Annotated in this window: 13 protein-coding genes and 1 pseudogene; 4 read left to right on the top strand and 10 right to left on the bottom strand. The window is 59.3% G+C overall.

The window, feature by feature from the left end:
* Positions 1-140: 140 nt before the first annotated feature.
* Positions 141-1161: pseudogene (locus EJ076_RS10495) on the top strand (integrase core domain-containing protein).
* Positions 1162-1869: 708 nt separating this feature from the next.
* Here the strand turns inward: EJ076_RS10495 and EJ076_RS10490 are convergent.
* From EJ076_RS10490 to EJ076_RS10455, 8 genes are all read right to left on the bottom strand, one after another.
* Entirely contained in the window at positions 1870-3213 is a 1344-nt protein-coding gene (locus EJ076_RS10490) for an HlyD family type I secretion periplasmic adaptor subunit (protein ID WP_126071003.1), read from the bottom strand.
* A gap of 26 nt (positions 3214-3239) precedes the next feature.
* Positions 3240-4994: a type I secretion system permease/ATPase gene (locus EJ076_RS10485; protein ID WP_109670878.1), complete on the bottom strand. Its 1755-nt coding sequence runs from the start codon at positions 4992-4994 to the stop codon at positions 3240-3242.
* Positions 4995-5453: 459 nt separating this feature from the next.
* Positions 5454-6713, bottom strand: a complete 1260-nt coding sequence (locus tag EJ076_RS10480; RefSeq protein WP_126067748.1) for a polysaccharide biosynthesis/export family protein — start codon at positions 6711-6713, stop codon at positions 5454-5456.
* Positions 6714-6740: 27 nt separating this feature from the next.
* Positions 6741-7976, bottom strand: a complete 1236-nt coding sequence (locus EJ076_RS10475) for a hypothetical protein (RefSeq protein ID WP_126067747.1) — start codon at positions 7974-7976, stop codon at positions 6741-6743.
* Positions 7973-8977 carry an NAD-dependent epimerase/dehydratase family protein gene (locus tag EJ076_RS10470; protein ID WP_126067746.1) on the bottom strand — a complete coding sequence of 335 codons (1005 nt, stop codon included), beginning with the start codon at positions 8975-8977 and terminating at the stop codon, positions 7973-7975. Before EJ076_RS10470 ends, EJ076_RS10475 begins: the two co-directional genes overlap by 4 nt.
* A 44-nt stretch (positions 8978-9021) precedes the next feature.
* On the bottom strand, positions 9022-9696 hold the full coding sequence (locus tag EJ076_RS10465) for a sugar transferase (RefSeq protein ID WP_126067745.1): 675 nt from the start codon (positions 9694-9696) through the stop codon (positions 9022-9024).
* On the bottom strand, positions 9693-10829 hold the full coding sequence (locus EJ076_RS10460) for a DegT/DnrJ/EryC1/StrS family aminotransferase (RefSeq protein WP_126067744.1): 1137 nt from the start codon (positions 10827-10829) through the stop codon (positions 9693-9695). Before EJ076_RS10460 ends, EJ076_RS10465 begins: the two co-directional genes overlap by 4 nt.
* Before the next feature lie 47 nt (positions 10830-10876).
* The gene (locus EJ076_RS10455) at positions 10877-11599 is read right to left on the bottom strand and encodes an NDP-sugar synthase (RefSeq protein WP_109671176.1); all 723 of its coding nucleotides are present in this window, start codon (positions 11597-11599) and stop codon (positions 10877-10879) included.
* Between the two features lie 468 nt (positions 11600-12067).
* Between EJ076_RS10455 and EJ076_RS10450 the strand changes: the two genes are divergently transcribed.
* Positions 12068-12748, top strand: coding sequence for a response regulator transcription factor (locus EJ076_RS10450; protein ID WP_126067743.1), 681 nt, complete (start codon positions 12068-12070; stop codon positions 12746-12748).
* Between the two features lie 24 nt (positions 12749-12772).
* Here EJ076_RS10450 and EJ076_RS10445 read toward each other — a convergent pair whose 3' ends face one another.
* Positions 12773-14326: a PAS domain S-box protein gene (locus tag EJ076_RS10445; protein WP_342770059.1), complete on the bottom strand. Its 1554-nt coding sequence runs from the start codon at positions 14324-14326 to the stop codon at positions 12773-12775.
* 624 nt (positions 14327-14950) lie between these two features.
* On the opposite strand from EJ076_RS10445, the gene EJ076_RS10440 reads away from it, so the two are divergent.
* Positions 14951-15475 (top strand): helix-turn-helix transcriptional regulator, encoded by a 525-nt coding sequence (locus EJ076_RS10440; protein ID WP_245462999.1) that lies wholly within the window; start codon positions 14951-14953, stop codon positions 15473-15475.
* Between the two features lie 478 nt (positions 15476-15953).
* Positions 15954-16259 carry a hypothetical protein gene (locus EJ076_RS35470; protein ID WP_206438782.1) on the top strand — a complete coding sequence of 102 codons (306 nt, stop codon included), beginning with the start codon at positions 15954-15956 and terminating at the stop codon, positions 16257-16259.
* A 225-nt stretch (positions 16260-16484) separates the two neighbouring features.
* Here the strand turns inward: EJ076_RS35470 and EJ076_RS10430 are convergent, their stop codons facing one another.
* Complete coding sequence (locus tag EJ076_RS10430) at positions 16485-18698, bottom strand: exopolysaccharide transport family protein (protein ID WP_109670893.1); 2214 nt, start codon at positions 18696-18698, stop codon at positions 16485-16487.

Below are 18698 nucleotides of genomic sequence, written 5' to 3'. Positions count from 1 at the left end.
GGTTAGGCCCGGCCGCCTGATGCCCCAACCCAGAGCTGTCGGGCCGCTTGATCTGTCTGGGGACGCGAAAGTTATGGGGACAGAGCTGGCTTTGGGAATCTGGACACCGGCAACGTGGTTGCCGCGAATCAAGAGAGACCATGACGAAGCGCACGCGACGCGACCACACACCGGCTTTCAAGGCCAAGGTGGCTCTGACTGCCATCAAGGGCGAAAAGACGCTGGCCGAGTTCGCTAAGTTTTTCAATGTTCACCCGAACCAAATCACAGCCTGGAAGGCGCAACTGCTTGATGGCCCCGCCGGCGTCTTCGGCTCGAGCGTTGCGAGCGCCGAGGCGCCATCGGTGGATTTGAAGGCCCTTCACGCCAAGATCGGAGAGCTGGCACTGGAGAATTGTTTTTTGGAATGCGCGCTCATCAAGGCCGGCATGCTGAGCGTAAAGCGATGATCGACCGCAACCACGACCTTCCCACACTAGACGCGGCCGGTGTCAGCCAAGGACCTCGCGCTGATGCGCCCCATCGATGAACTGGAGCTAGATACCCGTTCGCGGGTGCGCGACATTTCCCAACCGCGAGGGCGTCGCTAATGAAGCGCATGGGCGCCGAGGCGATCTATCGCCGACCGAACACCTCGAAACCCGCGCCAGGCAACAAAATCTTTCCCTATCTCCCCCGCTCTGAAGGTCGATCGTCCGAACCAGATCTAGCGATGGACATCACCTATATCTCGCTGGCGCGCGACTTTGTCCGTCTGGCCGCCGTCGTCCACTGGTTCAGCCAGCGCGTGCTCAGCTATCGCGTGTCGATTACGATGGAAGCGGACTTCTGTCTCGAAGCGCTGGACAACGCCCTGACAAAATGTAGCGCGCCCGGCATTTGCGACACCGATCAGGGCAGCCACCAGCGAGCTCTTCGCCGATGTCCTGATCCCAACGAAATAGCGATCAGCATGGATGGCAGGGGCGCATGGCGCGACAATGTCTTCGTCGAGCGCATCTGGAAATCGGACAAGTGTGAAGAAGTCTATCTGAATGCCGAGGACCGCGTCGCTATCGCGCGCCTTCTCGTGGCCGATACCTGGATTTTTATAGTCGACCGCGCCCCCATTTCAGCCTTGACCGGCGCATGCCGGACACGAGGCGGACTTTGGTCCGATGACATCATGGCGGCGGCATGAATTTCCGCCGCTGGGTGTGGATGCGACTACGGTCGGTCTATCGCCCTCCCGGCGTCACACACGACACCAGCGCAATCGAATGATCGAAATCCGGCGGAACGCCACTTATCATTCGCGGGAAACTGTTCAGACAACCGGAGCCAGCGCTGCCGCCCGCATCATGGAGGGGCAAGGATGCGGAGAGCGAAGGCCGTCCGCGTCAATCCGAGGATTGCGTTCTGAAATCCAGAGCCTCCAGTCGCGACTGGAGCTTACATCAAGGCAAATAGCGAGTCCTCGAATGAGATCGCTAGATTCAGGCTCCAATGGAGCGACGCGGTGAAAGGCAGGTTGCCGAAGGTTGGCTGCCCTCACCAGGGAGGCCGAGACCGATAAGCTGAACCACCAATTTTTCACAGCTTTCGCTGCACCGGGCATCCGATCAGATCCAACTGGATGTCCGCCGGCAGGAATGCGAAGACCTGTGGGCCGAAATCGCATTGGCACATGCCCGAATCCGCGAACTGCTCTCCTAGGAGAGGCTGCTTAAGGCCACCTACGTCCTGCCGCAGGAGAGCGTTGAGACCAAGATTCCCGTGACGGCGGAGCGGGCGGCGCGTGCCATACTACGCGTTGGGCGGAGGACGTTCACCGCGTCTTAAGGGCAAGAGCTGCTCATAATTGCGGCTCGCTTCCAACAGTTCGCCGCCTCATTGGCGGAAAGCCCGCGACATCTGATCGGTAAGAGGCTTCAGGAGATAAGACCAGACCGAGCGTTCGTCGGTCCTGATGTGAACCTCGGCCGGCATACCCGGTTTCAGCACCTTGGCATCGGTCAGGCAGGCCGCCTTGTTCTCGACGTCGACGCGTGCCGAGAAATACGAGAGCTGGTGTTGTTGATCCTTGATCAGGTCCGCCGAAATGCGCTTGACCGATCCTTGGCAAGCCGGCGTCGTGCCGGCATCGAAAGCCGGGAACCGGATCGACACCCGTTGACCGGGACGAATGTCATCTATGCGCGATGGGGGGATCAACGCATCGACGACGAGGTTGTCGGCGTCGGGGACAATCATCATGAGCACTTCCCCAGGAGCGATCACGCCGCCAATTGTGTGGATGGAGGATTCCTGTATCGTGCCCGATTGCGGAGCGCGGATGCTCGTTTTCGTCAACTCGTCTTGCGCCACAACCTGGCGCTCGTTGAGTTCGGTCTGCTTGGCTTCCGTTTCACGAAGTTCGCTGGTGACCTCACTGCGCCTTTGTTCATCGAGCTGAAGGACCTGCAGTTCGGTCTCGCTGATTCGGCCTTGCGCCTCAGCAACCGCCGCCGCGAGTCGTCCTGACTCTCCGTGCGCCCGGGTGGCATCCAATCTGACGTTGCTCAGTCTCTCCTTGGGCACCAATTTTTTTGAGAAGAGCGCTTGGATATCGGCAAGATCCCCGTCCAGCAGGACCACGGACTGGTCTTCGGCGGTCTGTTGCGCCTTGAGGCCATCGATCTGACGTTCGAGTTGCTTCGAGCGGCTTTGCAATTGCGCCTTCTGTCCCGTCAACGCAGCTGCACGGCTTTCGAACAGGGCGCGCTCGCCGCTGACGAGCGCTGCGAGTTGCGGATCGCCCATGCGCATCCGAAGGCCGGACGGAAGCTGCATTTCCGGCAGACCTTGTCGCTCTGCCTCCAGCCGGACAAGACGAACGGTCGTGCGATCGAGATCCTCACTGATTATCTGCAAGTTGGCCCGTGTCAGCGTGTCGTCCAGCCTGGCCACCACATCGCCAGCCCGCACATGGTCCCCGTCTTGTGCGAAGATGCCTCCGATCGTGCCGCCCGTCAGATGCTGGACTTTTTTTGTGTTGCTTTCGACCACCACGGTGGCAGGCGCAATCACCGCGCCGGCGATCTTGGTCAAACCCAGCCAAAGCCCTCCGCCGGCAATCAACAGAGCCGTGATCACCAAGCCAAGAATGAGATTGGCTCGGATATCGTCCCGCGCATCGACTGCATTCGCCCCGGACCTCCGGTTTCCATCGCCAATCGGAGCGCATGTCGACAGGGTAATATCAGACAAAGGATAGTACCTCACGCATGACCGCTTATTCCTTTCTGCATCGGGACGGCCGATGCAGACCGGGCTGCGGTGGAGGGGAATGGCCGGATAACGTTCGCCAAGACTTCCTCGCGCGAGCCGAACGAATGAAGCGTCCCATTCGCCATGACAAGTACGCTATCGATATTGGTGAGGGCAGAAGGACGGTGGGCAACAACGATGACAATGCCACCACGCCGGCGCACCGCCAGGATCGCCCCGGCCAGCGCGGCGTCGCCGTCGACGTCCAGATTTGAATTGGGCTCGTCGAGGACGACAAGGAATGGATCGCCATAAAGGGCCCTGGCGAGCCCGACGAGTTGCCTCTGTCCGGACGACAGGGCTGCGCCTCCCTCGCCTACGCGTGTTTGAAAACCATCCGGCAAACGCATGATCATCTTGTCGACGCCAGCGGCCCTGGCGGCTGCGAGCACACCCTTGGCGTCGCCCGCGCCGCCAAATCGCGAAATGTTGTCGGCAACGGTTCCGTCAAACAATTCAACGTCCTGTGGGAGGTAGCCGACATAGGCGCCAAGCTGTTCATGGCCCCATTGATCAAGCGAAGCTTCGTCCAATCGTACCATTCCGCGCAGTGGCTGCCACACTCCCACCAACGCGCGCACAAGTGTGGTTTTGCCGGAACCGCTTGGGCCGACGATGGCCATCCCGGCCCCACAGGATAAATGAAAGCTCACGTTGGTCACGGTCGGCTTTTGCTGGCCTGGCGGCGCTATTGTCAGATCCTCGACCTTCAGCATCGCCTCTGGCCGTGGCAGTTGCATGAGCTCGCCGCGGCTGCCAAAGGCGGCAAGCGCCGCCGTCAGTTGGGAATAGCTCTGCCGGAACGAGACAAACCCTCTCCAGTTGGCGAGCGCCGCATCAACTGGGGCCAAAGAGCGGCCGAGCAATATAGACGATGCTATGATCACACCCGGCGAAGCCTCCCCCCCGATCACGAGATACGCACCAAGTCCCAGAACAGAAGACTGCAAAGCCATACGGAGCGCCCTCGACAGTGAGCCAGTGGCGCCGACAATGTCGGAGAGCCGCTCCTGGTGCGCAAGATATGCGTGATTGATCTCACTCCAGCGCCCGGCGAGCCGCCCGGAAAGGCCCATGGCGCGCACGACCTCCGCATTGCGGCGGCCGGAATCGGCCAGGTTGCGTTGCGATACGAGTGTCTCAGACGCCCGTGCGGCTGGTCCGCGGCCAAGGATTTCCGCGATCACGGTGAGCAGCACGACAACAATTGCACCGCTCGTTGCCAGCAGACCGAGCGACGGATGCAGCAGATAGATGACCAGCAGATAGAATGGTATCCACGGAGCGTCGAAGATGACAGTCGGCCCCAATCCGGAAAGGAAGGCGCGCAACTGATCAAGATCGCGAAGCGGCTGCAGCCGGCTCGCATTCTGCCCGCCGAGGAGCGGCAGGGAAAGCGAGAGAGCGAAGACCTGTTGCTGCAGAGTTTTATGGAGGCGATTGCCGATTCGAACCAGCAGGCGAAGCCGCACGAAATCCAGCAATCCATAAACGGCGTAAAGGCCCAGCATACCGATCGTAAATCCGACAAGTGTCGGAACACTTTGCGAAGGCAAAACGCGATCGTAGATTTGCAGCATATAGACGGAGCCGGTCAGCGCGAGAATGTTTATGACCGCCGAGAACGCGCCAACGCCTACCAGCGCGGGCGCGGAGCCCAGCATAGCGGCACGCAGGTCGGGCGAAAGTTTTCCGCCGGGGTTCATAGCTCGTGACTTCTAATGAGAAATCGTCGCGCAAGCTCGCTGGCCTTACCGGCCAAGGACAGTTTTTCGGTTTTCAGGGGCGTTCCCTCTTCGCTGTATCATATTACGCCCCGCTAACTTATGTGCCCTTTGGCCCAAATGTAGCGAAATCGTGACGGCGGCCCGAGAAACGTGGAATTGACATATTAAATCGGTGGAAAACGGGAAGAAGCCGCCATTTCAAGTGAGATGGATGGCTGCGCATGTCGCATGCTGCAAATCAGATCGGCACCGCCACAATCCTTTTCGGCGGCGTTTCGCCCGTCCGGACGCAGACGCCGGTTCCCGACTCAGGATTCACTTCCGCAACCGTTGAGCCTGGATTTCGGTCTTGCCGTGATCTTCCGATCGGTTGCGTTCGATGGCCTTTACGAAGCAGTGAGCCCCGAGCCATCGTTATCGGCCCGCGATCGAGGCCGCCTACTGAACTGCCGCGCTTTGCAGATCAGTGCTGAATCTGGCCTCGACGGTGTCCCCCGGCATCACAATCGTATCTTCACTGGCCGCTAGTTTGCGCCACTCCTCGCTCATCTTGCGGACGATCGTGACTTGCGCCCGGATTGTTTCACCGGCAATCGGCAATGGCTGGGCGGATGCCCCGGTCGGTTGCAGCTTCTCGCTGGCAGCGTGGAGTTTGGTGGTGACGTCGGCAAGCCGCGCGTTGGTATCCTTCAGATCGATCAGCAAACCGATCTTCCTCTGATTCTCGTTGCGCTCGTGCTGTCTGACATAGTCCTCCTGCTGGCGTCGCGCCCGCATGAGTTCGACCGACGTTTGAAGCGCGCCACTTGAAGAGAGAAGCAAGGCGCGTCTGACATCGGCGAGCCGGTTGTTGGTCAGGTTACCTGACTCAAAAACCTTTGTTACACGCGCCAGGTCTTCCTGATCCGCTTTCACGCCCTCGGCCTCGACCTGTTCGCGCTTCTGCAACACCTCGATTTGATCCGCGGTGTCCTTCTCGCCCTTCTCAAGAAAAGCCTGCTCCTGCTGGAAATCGCTCAGCGCAATCTTCAGCCCGTCCCCTTCGGCCTGGGCGATCGCTGCTCCTATACTGGGAGACAGAGGTGATCCTTGTGGTATCTGCGTGTCGAAATCCGCCTGGTCTTGAAGTTCGGCGCGGAGCCGGGCGGCGTGAAAATAGTCCTTGGTGTAGTCACCCCACAATGTTTCGTAGTCTCGCCTGAGATCAACCGGATCCGGTCCGGTCTGGCCCGCCCGTGACCGCAAAAGGCTGAAGCCGCCGGCGACGGCGAGCGCCTGCCGCACGGTCATGAGCGGACGATAGGCCTGTTGTCCCGGGGTAAGCACGTCGCCCATCACATAGATCGGACGGTAATCGGCGATAGTGGCGGTCACATCGTCTGGCTTGATAACGACCATTTGCTCCCTGCCGTCGGGCAGGCGCACATGAAAAATCTTGGTCGGCAGAAGCGTTTGCATGCGCGTCTGCAATTCGGACCCCGTGAGGCCTGCGACCATGACCATTCCGACTTCGGGAAGCGCGATATTGCCATCCATCTGGACCACAGCTCGCTGCGTTCGATCCGCAATTGACGCTATCCCGATCTCGACGGCATCGCCAGGTGACAGTTTATAAGGTTCGATATCGCCGGCGACAGCCATCGATGTCAGGCACATGACGGCAACTGAAGCAAGAGCGGTTCGTTCAGGGAAGGCCATCTGCGACAATCTCCTTCTGCGTCGACATCAACTCCGAGGCCATTCAACACGGGCAACGAAATCGTAGACCGGGCCCCCGGGGACGCCCCAATTGCTCGACCAGACTATCTGTGAGCCGTCTGGAGACGGCGAGGCATGCGTCTCGCTCCAGTAGTCAAACGGAGCATTCAGCGTGTTGACGATGCGGCGCACCTCCCCGCTGCCGTCCGTGCGCAGCGCAACGACCTGCTGCGAATATGGCGCCCAATCCTTGTGCTTCGATACCTCGGCGGGTATCCCGGCATAGCTGACAAACACCCAGCCGGGCCTGTCCAGAGATCTGAGGGACGCATGCTGGGCTTCGCCATATTTCATCAGCGCGGTGACCTTGCCGTCGCCCAAACGCCGCTTGATCACTTGATACTTGTCCGGATCCGATTTGCTTATGCCGACGTAGATTTCGCTGCCGTCGGCATCGATCGTCATGTCGCCATGGCCGGGGCGATGATGCTCCGCCCACTTCTGGCGCAAGGCGCCATCAATTGAAAAGATGAAGCTCGGTTCATTACCGTCCGGCAATTCCTGGAAACACAGAATGTTGATCCCTAACGGAGAGATCGAGCAGTAGTGGGTGGTCCCCGGAAGCTGGGCCAGATCGATATCCGCAAACTTCCGCTGCAGCCTGAGGTCGTAGCCAAAGACCACCGCTTTGCCGTCATTGCGCGTCGCAAGCACCGCAATGCGGTTGCCGTCGAGGCTCGGATTGCCCTTGTACGGCCCGAACTGCAGATCGTCATAGGCTGACGAGACGAACACCACCTCTTCATGGTCGGTGCGTGGCGCCCAGGTCGAAATCCGCCGACCACCCACGCAAATCATCAGATTGGGATCCTTGGGATGCCATTCGCATTCGGTCGAGCGATCGCGGCGGAACATTGGAACATAGGTACGCCCGTCGAGAAAGCACATGCCCCCACAACCATTGGCGATAAGGAAAAGGCTTTGGTCCGCATTCCACGCCTGGGCGCTTGAATAACGGTGGCTACAATAGTTCCTGCCGCATGTGATCCCTGAGCCGAGGATTCCGGGTTTGGTGATCCGCACGAAAATGGTGCCAGATGCCGGATCCTTTTTTGGACGCAGATAGTCCGGCAGGTTTTCCGCTGCCGGTAGGGCCGACTGCTCCATTGCGCCGCTTTCCCGGCCCCCGCTCATGTAGACACCCAGAGACAGGGCACCGGCAATCAGCAACAACACCAGAAAATGCCGCCGGAGCAGGGTCATGTCATGTAGCCCTTTTCGCGGCGTACCCGGCCTTCGCTAAGCCGCGCCCGCCACCATGCGATCGTTCGCTCAAGCCCGTCGCGCAAGCTCGTCTGCGCCCGCCATCCAGTCTCGCTCTCAAAGCGCGAGGAATCCGCGAGCAAGGCGCGAACCTCCGAATTTTGCGGCCGCAAACGGTTTTCGTCGCGATGGACCGGTTTTTTTGAACCGCTCATTTCGAGGACAAGATCCAACACGTCAGAGATGGTCACGGCGCGTTGGCTGCCGGCATTGTAGGCGTGGCCGAATTCCAGGCCGGCCAAACCCGCGGTCAGGAATGCTGCCGCTGTGTCCTCGACAAAGGTCAGGTCGCGGATCGGACTCGTGTCGCCGACCATGATCGCCGGGCAATTCGGGTCGAGAGCCTGGCGGATGATGGTCGGCACGATGGCTCGCTCACTCTGACGCGGGCCATATGTGTTGAACGGCCGCAGGATGACAACGGGAACATCAAACGACTTCGCGTAGGACTCCGCCATCATGTCGGCGCCAATCTTGGATGCCGAATATGGCGACTGTCCGTGCAGTGGATGAGTTTCGCGGATAGGCATGGTCAGGGCGGTTCCATAAACCTCGCTCGTGGAGGTATGCACAACGCGCTCCGTCTCCCATTGACGCGCCGCTTCGAGGACGTTCACCGTGCCCAGGATGTTGGTTTCCACATAGGACTGGGCAGCCGCGTAGGAATATGGAATCGCAATCAGGGCGGCCAAATGAAATACGACGGTCTGACCACGCATGATCCGGTTCAGGAACGCGCTGTCGCGGACGTCACCGCGGACGAGCTTCAGCCGGCTTCGAATGCTGTCCGGAAGATCGTCCAGCCAGCCATGGCTGTCGAAGGAATTGTAGAGCGCTAGGGCCGTGACATCAGCCCCGTTGCAGACGAGCGCTTCGGTGAGATGCGACCCGATAAATCCGTCCGCGCCCGTCACCAGAACTTTCTTGCCATTGTAGCTCATGATTGCGCGTTCCTTGGCTGACCTGCGGTGCTCCCGTGTGGGTTTCAGACGTCAATCGGCGGCGATGGAGCCCAGCTGACAACAGCCAGAAAGCCGCGCGCCATCCACGCGATGTCTGAGGCGATGGTGCGCCGTGGATAATAGGAAAGGTCGATCCTGACCTTGGCGGGGAAGATGACCTCCCGGTAGAACAGAATCGGATCCACGGATCGAGGAAAGAAATGCGCCTCGTGGCGGAAAAGAATTTGGGCCGGGCCCAGCAGGCCAGGCTTGTATTGTAGAACGGCCTCGAGGCCGCCCCGAAAACAATCGGCGAAAGCCAGGCTCTCGGGGCGCGGACCGATGATCGCCATCTCGCCTTTGAGGACGTTCCACAACTGCGGCAGCTCGTCGAACTTTGTGGCGGCGAGGAACCGGCCGATCGTCGTCAGGCGGCTGTCGCCCATCACGGTCAGAGGGTGGCCATGGGGGCCGCAGCCCACACCGAACTTGCGGAATTTGTACATGCGGAAGGGCCGGCCACCAGCCCCCACGCGGGTCTGCAGGAACAAGACGGGACGGCCGCCTTCCAACACAAGTGCCAGCGCGATCACCAGCATCAGTGGTGCAAATATGACGATCGCGAGACTTGCGACCGCGAGGTCGATAGAACGTCTTGCGAAGCCATGCGCGGAGCTTGAAACAGAAGGCCTGTGAAGGGATAGATCCGACGCATTCATGCCGCGGTTCCTGCTCTTGCGCAGCCGTCGAGCGCGGTTGCGAGAGCAGTCACAACCGCTTCGGCTACAGGTGAAGTGATCTGGGGATGCAGTGGAATTGTCAGCTCTCGCTGTGCAAAGTCCTCGGTGCGGGGCAAATTGGTGTTGGGAAAAAGCCTGCGGTAGAACGTCATCTGGTGCACTGGCGGATAGTGGATCGTGGTCTGGATCCCCTGCGTCCGCAGTTCGTCTATGATGGCCTGCCGCGTTGCGTAGCGCGGCAGGAGGATCGGCATGATGTGGTGGGCAGACGTCCGGGGTTCGGCGAACGGAATTGTCACAGCCGGGCAACGTTCAGCGATGAGGCGGCGGTATAAGACGGCCAGGATACGCCTGATTTCGTTCCACTCCTGCAGGTTCTCAAGTTGAACCAGCCCAATCGCCGCCCGCAGCTCATCCATGCGGTAGTTGAACCCAAGCATGGTGACATCATATTGCGGCGTACGGCTGTTCAACCGCTGATGTGTCCCGGTGGTCATCCCGTGTCCGCGGGCTTGCCGAATCCTGTCGAGCAGAGCCGGGTCACGAGCAATCACGGCGCCCCCTTCCGCCGTTGTCAGGTTCTTATTGCCGTAGAAGCTGAAGGCCGCGGCGGCGCCGAACGTGCCCACTTCCCTCAAGCCGGGGGCATGCGCGGCATCCTCGATGATATGCAGCCCTCGGGCACGGGCGAACCGTTGCCACTGTTCCCGATTGGCGAGATAGCCCGCGAAGTGAACGAGAATAACCGCCTTAGTGCGTAGCGTGCACCGCGTTTCAGCTTCCTCGATCGACATCAAGGGCACGTCGGTCGATTCGATATCGACAAAGACCGGGGTCGCCCCGACGTAGAGCACCGCATTGGCTGTCGCCACAAAGGTCAGTGAGGGAACCAGCACCTCGTCGCCAGGGCCGATCCCCAGTGCGTGCAGGATGAGATGAAGCGCGGCGGTGCACGAACCGACCGCAACGCAATCCTCCGCACCATGGATGTCGGCAAAGGCCTCTTCGAAAGCTCGTACCCGCTCTCCCATGGTCAGCCAGCCGCTATCAATTACCTTTGAGAGGGCTAGCTTCTCCGGTACGCCTAATATCGGGGCGCTCACTAAGAGCATCTTGACCTCCTGAACCAATATCCGCGGACTCGGCCTCTAAATCCGGATCATGCTGCCGCGGCGGCGACTTCGATTGAAGTCGACTGGTCTTCCCAGGAAATCGCCTGTGCGTTCTGGAAGTCGTCCACGCGACCGATGTCGAGCCAGAGTCCGTCGTGCTTGTACACATGCACGGTCGTGCCGCCCTGCATCATCTGCAGCATCAGATCATCGAACCCGAACGGAATGCCGGAAGGAATGAACTTCAGAACATCCGGGTTCATGCAGTAAATTCCCATGCTGACGAGATGGGAGAGTGTCGGCTTTTCCCGGAAGAGCTGAACCGCATTGTCGATCTCGTCGATGACGCCGAAGTCCATCTTGATCAGTCGGCAGGCAGTCGCGATCGTGACCGGATCCTTATGCATGCGGTGCGAAGCCACAAAGCGGCTGAGGCTCAGATCGGTGAGAACATCGCCATTGAGCACGACAAACGTATCGTTCAGCTCATCTCTGATCAGCGAGAGAGGTCCGATGGTGCCGAGCGGCTCCATCTCCTGCGTATATCGGATCTTCAGATTCCACTGAGATCCGTCGCCGCAGACGCTGCGGATCAAATGGCCGAGATATCCGGTCGTAATATAAACCTCTTCTATGCCGTTGCGCCGCAGCCACTTCAGAAGCAGCTCGAGAACCGGCCGGGCTCCAATCGGCATCAACGGCTTCGGCAAGACCGATGTAAAGGGCCGCAGGCGTGTCCCCATTCCACCACATTGAATCACCGCTTTCATCCGATCCTCCCAGTTCATTCAGCCCGGACATGATCGTCACGAGCAGGTGCCGAATGGTGCTCGGAGAGTCGCCCCCTCAAGCCAATCCGAACATCGCATGCTGAATGGTACGGCCACTCCGGATAAGCGTCGTCCTGCATTCGAATGGGAGTGATCCAACGCGTTTGCGGTATCAAACAAGCGATCAGGATCTGCTTGTGAGGTACACCCTGGTCCGGCACGGCATCTCACGAAAGGTTTATAAAAAATAGCTGAAGTTTATCGCTATTTGGGATACATATTAGCAAGTGATGATGTTTGTGGGCGGGGACGTCGGTGGATTGTCCCGAGGATTTTACTGATGCAGCGACCAATGGTTGGCCACGATTTTAGGCCCATCACGGGTCCGTGCGTCTCAGGGTAGTGGAGTTTTAGCGGGCTGGTATACGCCCGGTTGCCAGACAGAGTAAGCGTTGTTGGGGTAGTGCAATGTATCGGATCGTCATCGCCGACGATCACGGGTTGTATCGTTTCGGTTTGCGGTTGGCACTGACGGCAGGCATTCCAGGTGTCGAAATATTCGACGCCGCGTGCTTCGATGCCGTGGTCAGTCTTCTGGAACAGCAAGCCTCGATCGATCTCGCGATTCTGGATCTGAACATGCCGGGCTTGTTCCATCAGGAATTGCTAGGCGACGTTCTGTCTGCCTATCCTAACACGCGCTTCGCGATCGTTTCAGCCGATGATTCACGCGCGGAAATCCTCAAGGCACTTTCGATCGGGCTTCACGGCTACATCGTAAAGTCACAGAAAGACGAGGAAGTCCTGTTCGCCGTGAACGAGATCCTCGCCGGCCGTATCTATGTTCCAGCGCTCCTGTCGCGAACGTCTGCCGGACAAGGACAGCACCAGATATCTCCGCCTTCCCAAAGATCTTTGGTGCGACGGCGCGTGGGCGCCAGCGATCTCGACAGACTAACATCGAGGCAGAAGGACGTCCTCAAGCTGATGGCGGAGGGATACTCGAACAAGGAGATCGCCCGCAGTCTGGATATCGCCGAAGCGACGACGAAAATTCATGTCGCTGCCATTATGCGCGAGCTTGGGGCGCGAAACCGCACCGAAGCAGCGGTTTTGCTGCAAAGCTGGCCGTTGAAGAACGCGACCTGATGCATGCCAGGCAAGATGCGCGCTTCAGAATTCAAGTTCCTTCCGCGATAGCCGCAACGAATATCGCAGTCCATCTTCCGATATTTGAAATTTGGGCGAATGGCCGACAATCGGCGTTCCGTCCACTCCGATTATCATGGAACCGAAGCCGTGGCGTCCGACGCTTGAGTTCTTCCGCCGCCCCGATTCTGCCCAATCGAAGACGACGTCGTCGCCCGCGCCGTCGGATGCGAACTGCCAGTTCACTTCGAGCCTACCTCGTGGATCACTCAGCGCACCGTATTTCACGGAATTGGTCGTCAATTCATGGAGAAGCATCGCAAAGCTCTCGGCGGCGCCACTTGGTACGGTGATGGAGGGTCCGCTGATGGTTATGTCGCGAGTCTCCTTGAAGGGCTGCAACTCCTGGGCGACGAGATCGTGAAGCAACCCCGACATGCTGGCAGGACTTGACAGAAGCAGGTGCGTCGCTTGCAGCGTGCGTATCCGGTCAATCAGCATTTCCTTGTATTTGGCAACGTCGTTCTCTGGCGGATTGATCATATTTACCAAGGCCGTAATCACAGGGAACAGGTTGCTGAACCGATGGCGCTCCTCGGCCATGACGAGCTCGCGTTTCTTCACCGCGATGCGCAGAAGCGTGGCTTGTCGACGCTCGGTCAGATCGGCGGCCACCCCGATGCGCCACGAACCATCGCCGTGTTTTTCCTGCCGTCCGCGCAACGCAATCCAGCGCACATGGCCATCCGACCGCCGGACACGAATCTCGATGTCGTAGTTCACAGCCGACGATGGTATAGCGGAGGCAGCTAGCTTGGGCCAATCGGCCGGATGAACAACGGTCGAGAGTTCTTCCAGGCGGCGGATGGGAGCCGGGGGCAGCCCGAAAATATCCCAGAACTTACCTGAGCCGGTGACTGTCCCGTCCTCGAGATCGACACGCCACGTGCCCAAGCGCCCTGCGGACAAAGCGAGATCAAGCCATTCCTTCTGGGCGCGCAGCGCCTCGCGTGCCATTCGTCGCTCGGAAATATCGTCGACCACCACGAAAACGCTCTCGCTGGACACCTCATCAGGCTGGGATGACGACAGGGCCAGGCGGGCCCAGAATGTCGTGCGGTCCTGTCTCAACAGACGGACGTCCGCTGCGAAGGAAGCGGTACGATCCAGAGTTCTCAGCGGCCCCAGAACGGAATCTCGATCGTCTGGATGTATGAGTTCCTCTAGGTTTAGCTGGGCGAGTTCCTTTTCTCCGTAGCCTGTCATATCCCGAAGGCGGCTGTTCGACAGCAGCATCTCGCCCCGTCGATTGGTGTTTACAAAACCCATGGCTGCGCGCTCGAAAGCGCCACGATAGCGGGTCTCCGTCGCATCAATGGCGGCGAGCCTTGTCTCCGCAACCTCAAGCGCCCCGCGCAAGTCTTGTCGCAGGCGATGAAACATAAAGGCGATCAAGCCACCTGAGACAAGAAGGAAGATGGCGCGCGTCCAGTCTTCAGCAGATAGCTGAGCGTTCAGGGCTCGGCGTGCCCCCAAGCCGGCTGCGGCCATGAAGAGCGTCGCAGCGATCGCGGCCACACGACCCTCCAAGTATACAATCACAAGTATAGCGGGAATTAACGCGACAAACGCCCCGTCCTGCCCAACAAGTATTGAATTTGTCGTCTCGAATATTATCGAGACTGCCAGCACCGATAAGGAAGCGACGTGAGTTAACGGGGGGCCTGACACCCACGATTTCAGCCCACGGAGGTATGAACGCATGCGCCAATCTACAACCTTCTGTCTAGCCCGTCGAGACTAGGTCGAGAAGGGGCAACCTAATACCACTGCTCGATTGCCATGCCTTAGCCGACGAATAAAATCATACTCGGAAGGGCTCATCGGAAAGCGTGCTTCAACGACTGCAGCGGAACAGAAATGCTGAAGGGTTCTTAGCTATGTCGAATTGAAGGCAAAGGAGCACGGTTTGATTCAAAATGATGCGCGATGAAAGTAATATCTGGAAATTTGCTCAAGTCGCAATCAATCACTATTGGGATGGAAGCGATGAATGTTATTCATAGGCACAACGATACGGTTGCAAGCAACCAATACATTGTATTGAGACAGCCGCGCCACGCGGACTCGACACATTTCCCGGATCGGTCCGACGCCAACTTCAGAATCCGGCGACCACGCAGCCTGGAGTCCATAACCGGCATGCTTGACCGTATCGGCTGTGGCTACCTGATGCTGGACCGCAACAAGAAGGTAATCGAATGGAACGAAGCCGCTCAAGACACGCTCGAGCGGCAGGGTGAAGCGGCCGATACGGCCGGCGAGATTTCTGCCGGACTAAGGCGGCTGGTCGCGAACGTTCCGGTCCGTTTCCATCCAGGCTCCCTGTCCTGGGTGGTAATCCGGAGCAGAGGCGACAGGCCAGTGATCCTGAATGAGACGGGCGCCATCGCACCGGATGGGACCAGCATCGTCGCATTGGTTGACCGTGAAAACACGTCGGCGGCGAACCCTCAGACCTTGCAAAAAATGTTCGGCTTGACCAGCGCGGAGACCCAGCTCGCGTTACGCCTGGCGCAAGGCGACGCGCCCCTGGAGATCGCCCGCAGCTGGCACCTCAGCCGCACGACAATCCGCTCTCAGCTCGCCTCCCTGTTCGCAAAGACCGAGACAAAGCGCCAAGCGGAACTGGTGGCTCTTCTGGGACGCATTTCGGTCTTACCATAGGACTGGCGATTTCGCTGGGTGCCAACATCCGCCGACATCCATGCGATCGAAGATCCGTGGCAACGCAGCGGCATTTCTCCTGGCCGCGTTCCGCAGATCATGGGACTGATGGTGCAGTCTCGGGCCTTCGGCGCTGTCGTACAGCCATCTATCTGGCTTACCACCACCGGGTTGCGGTTCTTTAGCGTCTGCGGTCCCTGGAGCAGGCCCGACATGGCGGTCTATGCGTTCACCCACGCCATCGCCGAGGAGCGAACGATCGAAATAGCGAACGCTGGCACGTATGCGAGACTTCACCTATAGCAACGATATGGTCGAGGGGTGGTCCGGGTCCTCGCGACGACGCCGCGCGCGGATCCGGGTTGGGACGGTCGCGCGGCTAGTCCGGCCACCAGTTCGGCGCCGCATCGGATCTACGATATCGGCAATGATCCGCCCGAAGTGATTAACCGTTTGATCGCGACCATCGAGATGGCCCTTGGCCGCCACGCCTTCGGGTCAATGTGCCCTCGCCCCTGCGACGTTCTGGGACCACGCCGACGTCAACGATCCTCGCCAAGCTGTCGGCTTCACACCGGCGGCAGCCCTTAAGGACGGCGCGCTGCGTTTTGTGGAATGGTACCGGAACTTCATCAAAGGCTCGCCAGCCGAGAAGGGCAAACGCTCATCCACGCCTAAGGGCACAAAACACGGGCGGTTACGACACCCCGAAAAGAAGGGCAACGCCGTTCATTTCTCCAGACCCATTGCCAAGGACACGCGCTTCCGGCCGGCTCAATGGTGAATGCCCAGGGCAAGCGCGCCGGCGATCGTAGTTGTTACGACGGCCTCTTCTTTCGGGTCATGGCGTTTCCAGTGCCACTCCCGGACGAGCGCGTGCCAACGTTGTTCTAGCTGAGATAGCGGATCCTGGCGCTCGTATAATTACAATGATCGTTCTAGGTCAGGCCCGGTCTTGGAACCGCGGTTGGTTTCCTGCAGCACCATGAGAGCGGGCGAAGGTGCCTCATCAAATCCTCGCCAGCAGGAGGTCGGCACTATCACCGAGCCGATAGCCGGCATGCTTCTTCAGATTAACCTGGGTAAGCACAGTTGCTACGGGAATGGTTACCGACCCACCGGCTTGCAGTGAGCCAAGAACGCCGCGCGCAATACTGCGCCGCGTGTTGGCCCAACGAACGGCAAAAAGCACTGCATGCGCCCAGCGCTTTAGAAGCCTGGTTTCTGGCCCGCCGAGCCCCAAGGGCCCGTTTATGATGACGACGTCGTAAACCGAGAGCAGCTCGTCGGTAAATCGAGACCTATCCACCGTGGACAGAAGCGTCAACAGATCATCCGAGGGCGCTGGTGCGCTCATAAGATCGACGCCGATTTCCGGCATTCTCGTGATCGCATCCTGCAGGGAGCAGCGGTCACTCACATAATCCCCAAAGGAGTTACGGGCCTTGGCGGTGCTGGATTCGCCACGAAACTCGTTCGTGAGCCGCACGTCCTTGCCATCAAGGTTGAGGAAGAGGACCCGTCCTCCGAGCCGTGTGGCCGCCAGTGCCAGGCCCCACGCCAACTCTGTCTTGCCTTCATTCTGGATGCTGGACGTTACGAGAATGATATGCTGCTGCCCTCTCCCCAGAGGTGGCGCCGCGGTGACAAGAACGGAGGTCACGGCGCGACTGAAGGGCGAGTTCTGCTGGCCCAGAATCAGATGCCGAAGCTGTTTCGCGTGCGGCTTCGATATCTTGGGAAGCAGTCCCACGCAGGGGATCCCAAGCTCGGCCTCGGCTTCGGCCTCGCTGCGCAAGGTTTTGTTAAAATGGTTGCGCGCCAGGACGAAGGCGGCGGCGATGAGACCGAATACAACCATTCCAGGAGGAACCAGGAAAACCCATGGTAGAGTCTTGGGACTTGCCGGCGGCCATGCAGCCGAGAAGAGCGAGACGCCAGGAGACGGAGCCGCAATGCGCCGGATCAAATCCTGCTGCCGGCTGAGAAGGTCGTTGTAGCGTTGCGTTACGATGGCTACTTGCGGCTCGAGCGCGCGCAAGCCGGAAAGGCGGCTGGCGGTATCAGTGACAACTGCATCGAGCACCTTCTTACGCTCCTCCAGCGCCGCAACCTGGGCGCGATAGATGTTTGCCTCCGCGTTCTGCCGAGCGATACCCTGCTCGATCTCCTGATCGATCGTATTGCTCAGTCCCTTGTCTCCGCCGGCATTGGACTGACGGGCCATCAGGGCGGCGAGGACCGGTGACGCGATTTCAGCAGCGACCGCCGACAGCGGCGCATCTGTTCTTCGCAGTTCCTGGATGCGGTGAAGGCGCGATTCGGCGGTCGATAGGTCCGCTTTCGACAAGGAAATCTGCCGGTTGAGCTCCGCAGCTTCATTGGCCGCGTCGTTTGCCGCGCTTTGATCGACGGCCCCATGGGTCAGCCGATATGTCTCCAGACGATCAGTTGCATCGACCAGATCGCCTTGTACTCTTGGCAGGCTGGCGACCACCGATTGCAATTCGGTCTGATCCCATGCACGACGTTCCTCTATGAGATTGTCGATGTAGACCCGGGCGAAAGTGTTCGCGACCAGAGCAGCACGTGCAGGATTGACATCGGTGAAGCCGATGGTGATGACCCGCGACCGAAGCTCTTGTCCAACGCTCATTCCGTTTCTCAGCATCTTCAGTTCGGCGGCATCCGCTGCTTCGGGACTGCCTGTTGGGGGCTTGCCCAGCGACAACATCCGGCTCATGAGACCGCTCAGGAACGAGCCCGTATTGCGCTGACCGCCCAAAACGGCGTTGGAGCCGGTTTTCCCAGCAGCGTCGGGCGCCTCCGCCCTGTGCAAAGCCTCCAGGACTCGACGCAGATGGATTTGAGACGAGAGCATCGTCAGATGGTCATCAATGCTGGAATCCACCAGGTCCTGAACAGAATCCGTGCTGCCAGCAGAAGTATTTCTGGTTGGCGCATCGATGATTATCTGCGTGGTCGCCTCAAACAACACAGGACGAGCGAGCCCCGCAAGTCCGCCCAGGATGCCACCCAGCAGAGCGATGGCGAGCACGAACCATTTCAGTCTCCCGATCACGATAACGAGTTGATGGAAAGGGGTTAATGCCTCCGCGCGCCTGTGCTGCGGTCGCCGCATGCCAGCGTCGTTTTCGAACCTCGGTACAGCGTCTTGCGTGATACGCGGCAGTTTGGCGCGTCTGGCTATGGAACCTTCCAT

The organism is Mesorhizobium sp. M7D.F.Ca.US.005.01.1.1, from assembly GCF_003952545.1.
Classification (GTDB): domain Bacteria; phylum Pseudomonadota; class Alphaproteobacteria; order Rhizobiales; family Rhizobiaceae; genus Mesorhizobium; species Mesorhizobium loti.
The sequence above is the reverse complement of the archived record's forward strand: the minus strand, read 5'-3'. Positions and strand labels throughout refer to the sequence as shown.

Coding starts and splice junctions, on each gene's coding strand:
- EJ076_RS10485 (WP_109670878.1), bottom strand. CDS start 4,994: ATGAACCCCGGCGGAAAACTTTCGCCCGACCTGCGTGCCGCTATGCTG.
- EJ076_RS10480 (WP_126067748.1), bottom strand. CDS start 6,713: ATGGCCTTCCCTGAACGAACCGCTCTTGCTTCAGTTGCCGTCATGTGC.
- EJ076_RS10475 (WP_126067747.1), bottom strand. CDS start 7,976: ATGACCCTGCTCCGGCGGCATTTTCTGGTGTTGTTGCTGATTGCCGGT.
- EJ076_RS10470 (WP_126067746.1), bottom strand. CDS start 8,977: ATGAGCTACAATGGCAAGAAAGTTCTGGTGACGGGCGCGGACGGATTT.
- EJ076_RS10465 (WP_126067745.1), bottom strand. CDS start 9,696: ATGAATGCGTCGGATCTATCCCTTCACAGGCCTTCTGTTTCAAGCTCC.
- EJ076_RS10460 (WP_126067744.1), bottom strand. CDS start 10,829: ATGCTCTTAGTGAGCGCCCCGATATTAGGCGTACCGGAGAAGCTAGCC.
- EJ076_RS10455 (WP_109671176.1), bottom strand. CDS start 11,599: ATGAAAGCGGTGATTCAATGTGGTGGAATGGGGACACGCCTGCGGCCC.
- EJ076_RS10450 (WP_126067743.1), top strand. CDS start 12,068: ATGTATCGGATCGTCATCGCCGACGATCACGGGTTGTATCGTTTCGGT.
- EJ076_RS10440 (WP_245462999.1), top strand. CDS start 14,951: ATGCTTGACCGTATCGGCTGTGGCTACCTGATGCTGGACCGCAACAAG.
- EJ076_RS10430 (WP_109670893.1), bottom strand. CDS start 18,698: ATGGAAGGTTCCATAGCCAGACGCGCCAAACTGCCGCGTATCACGCAA.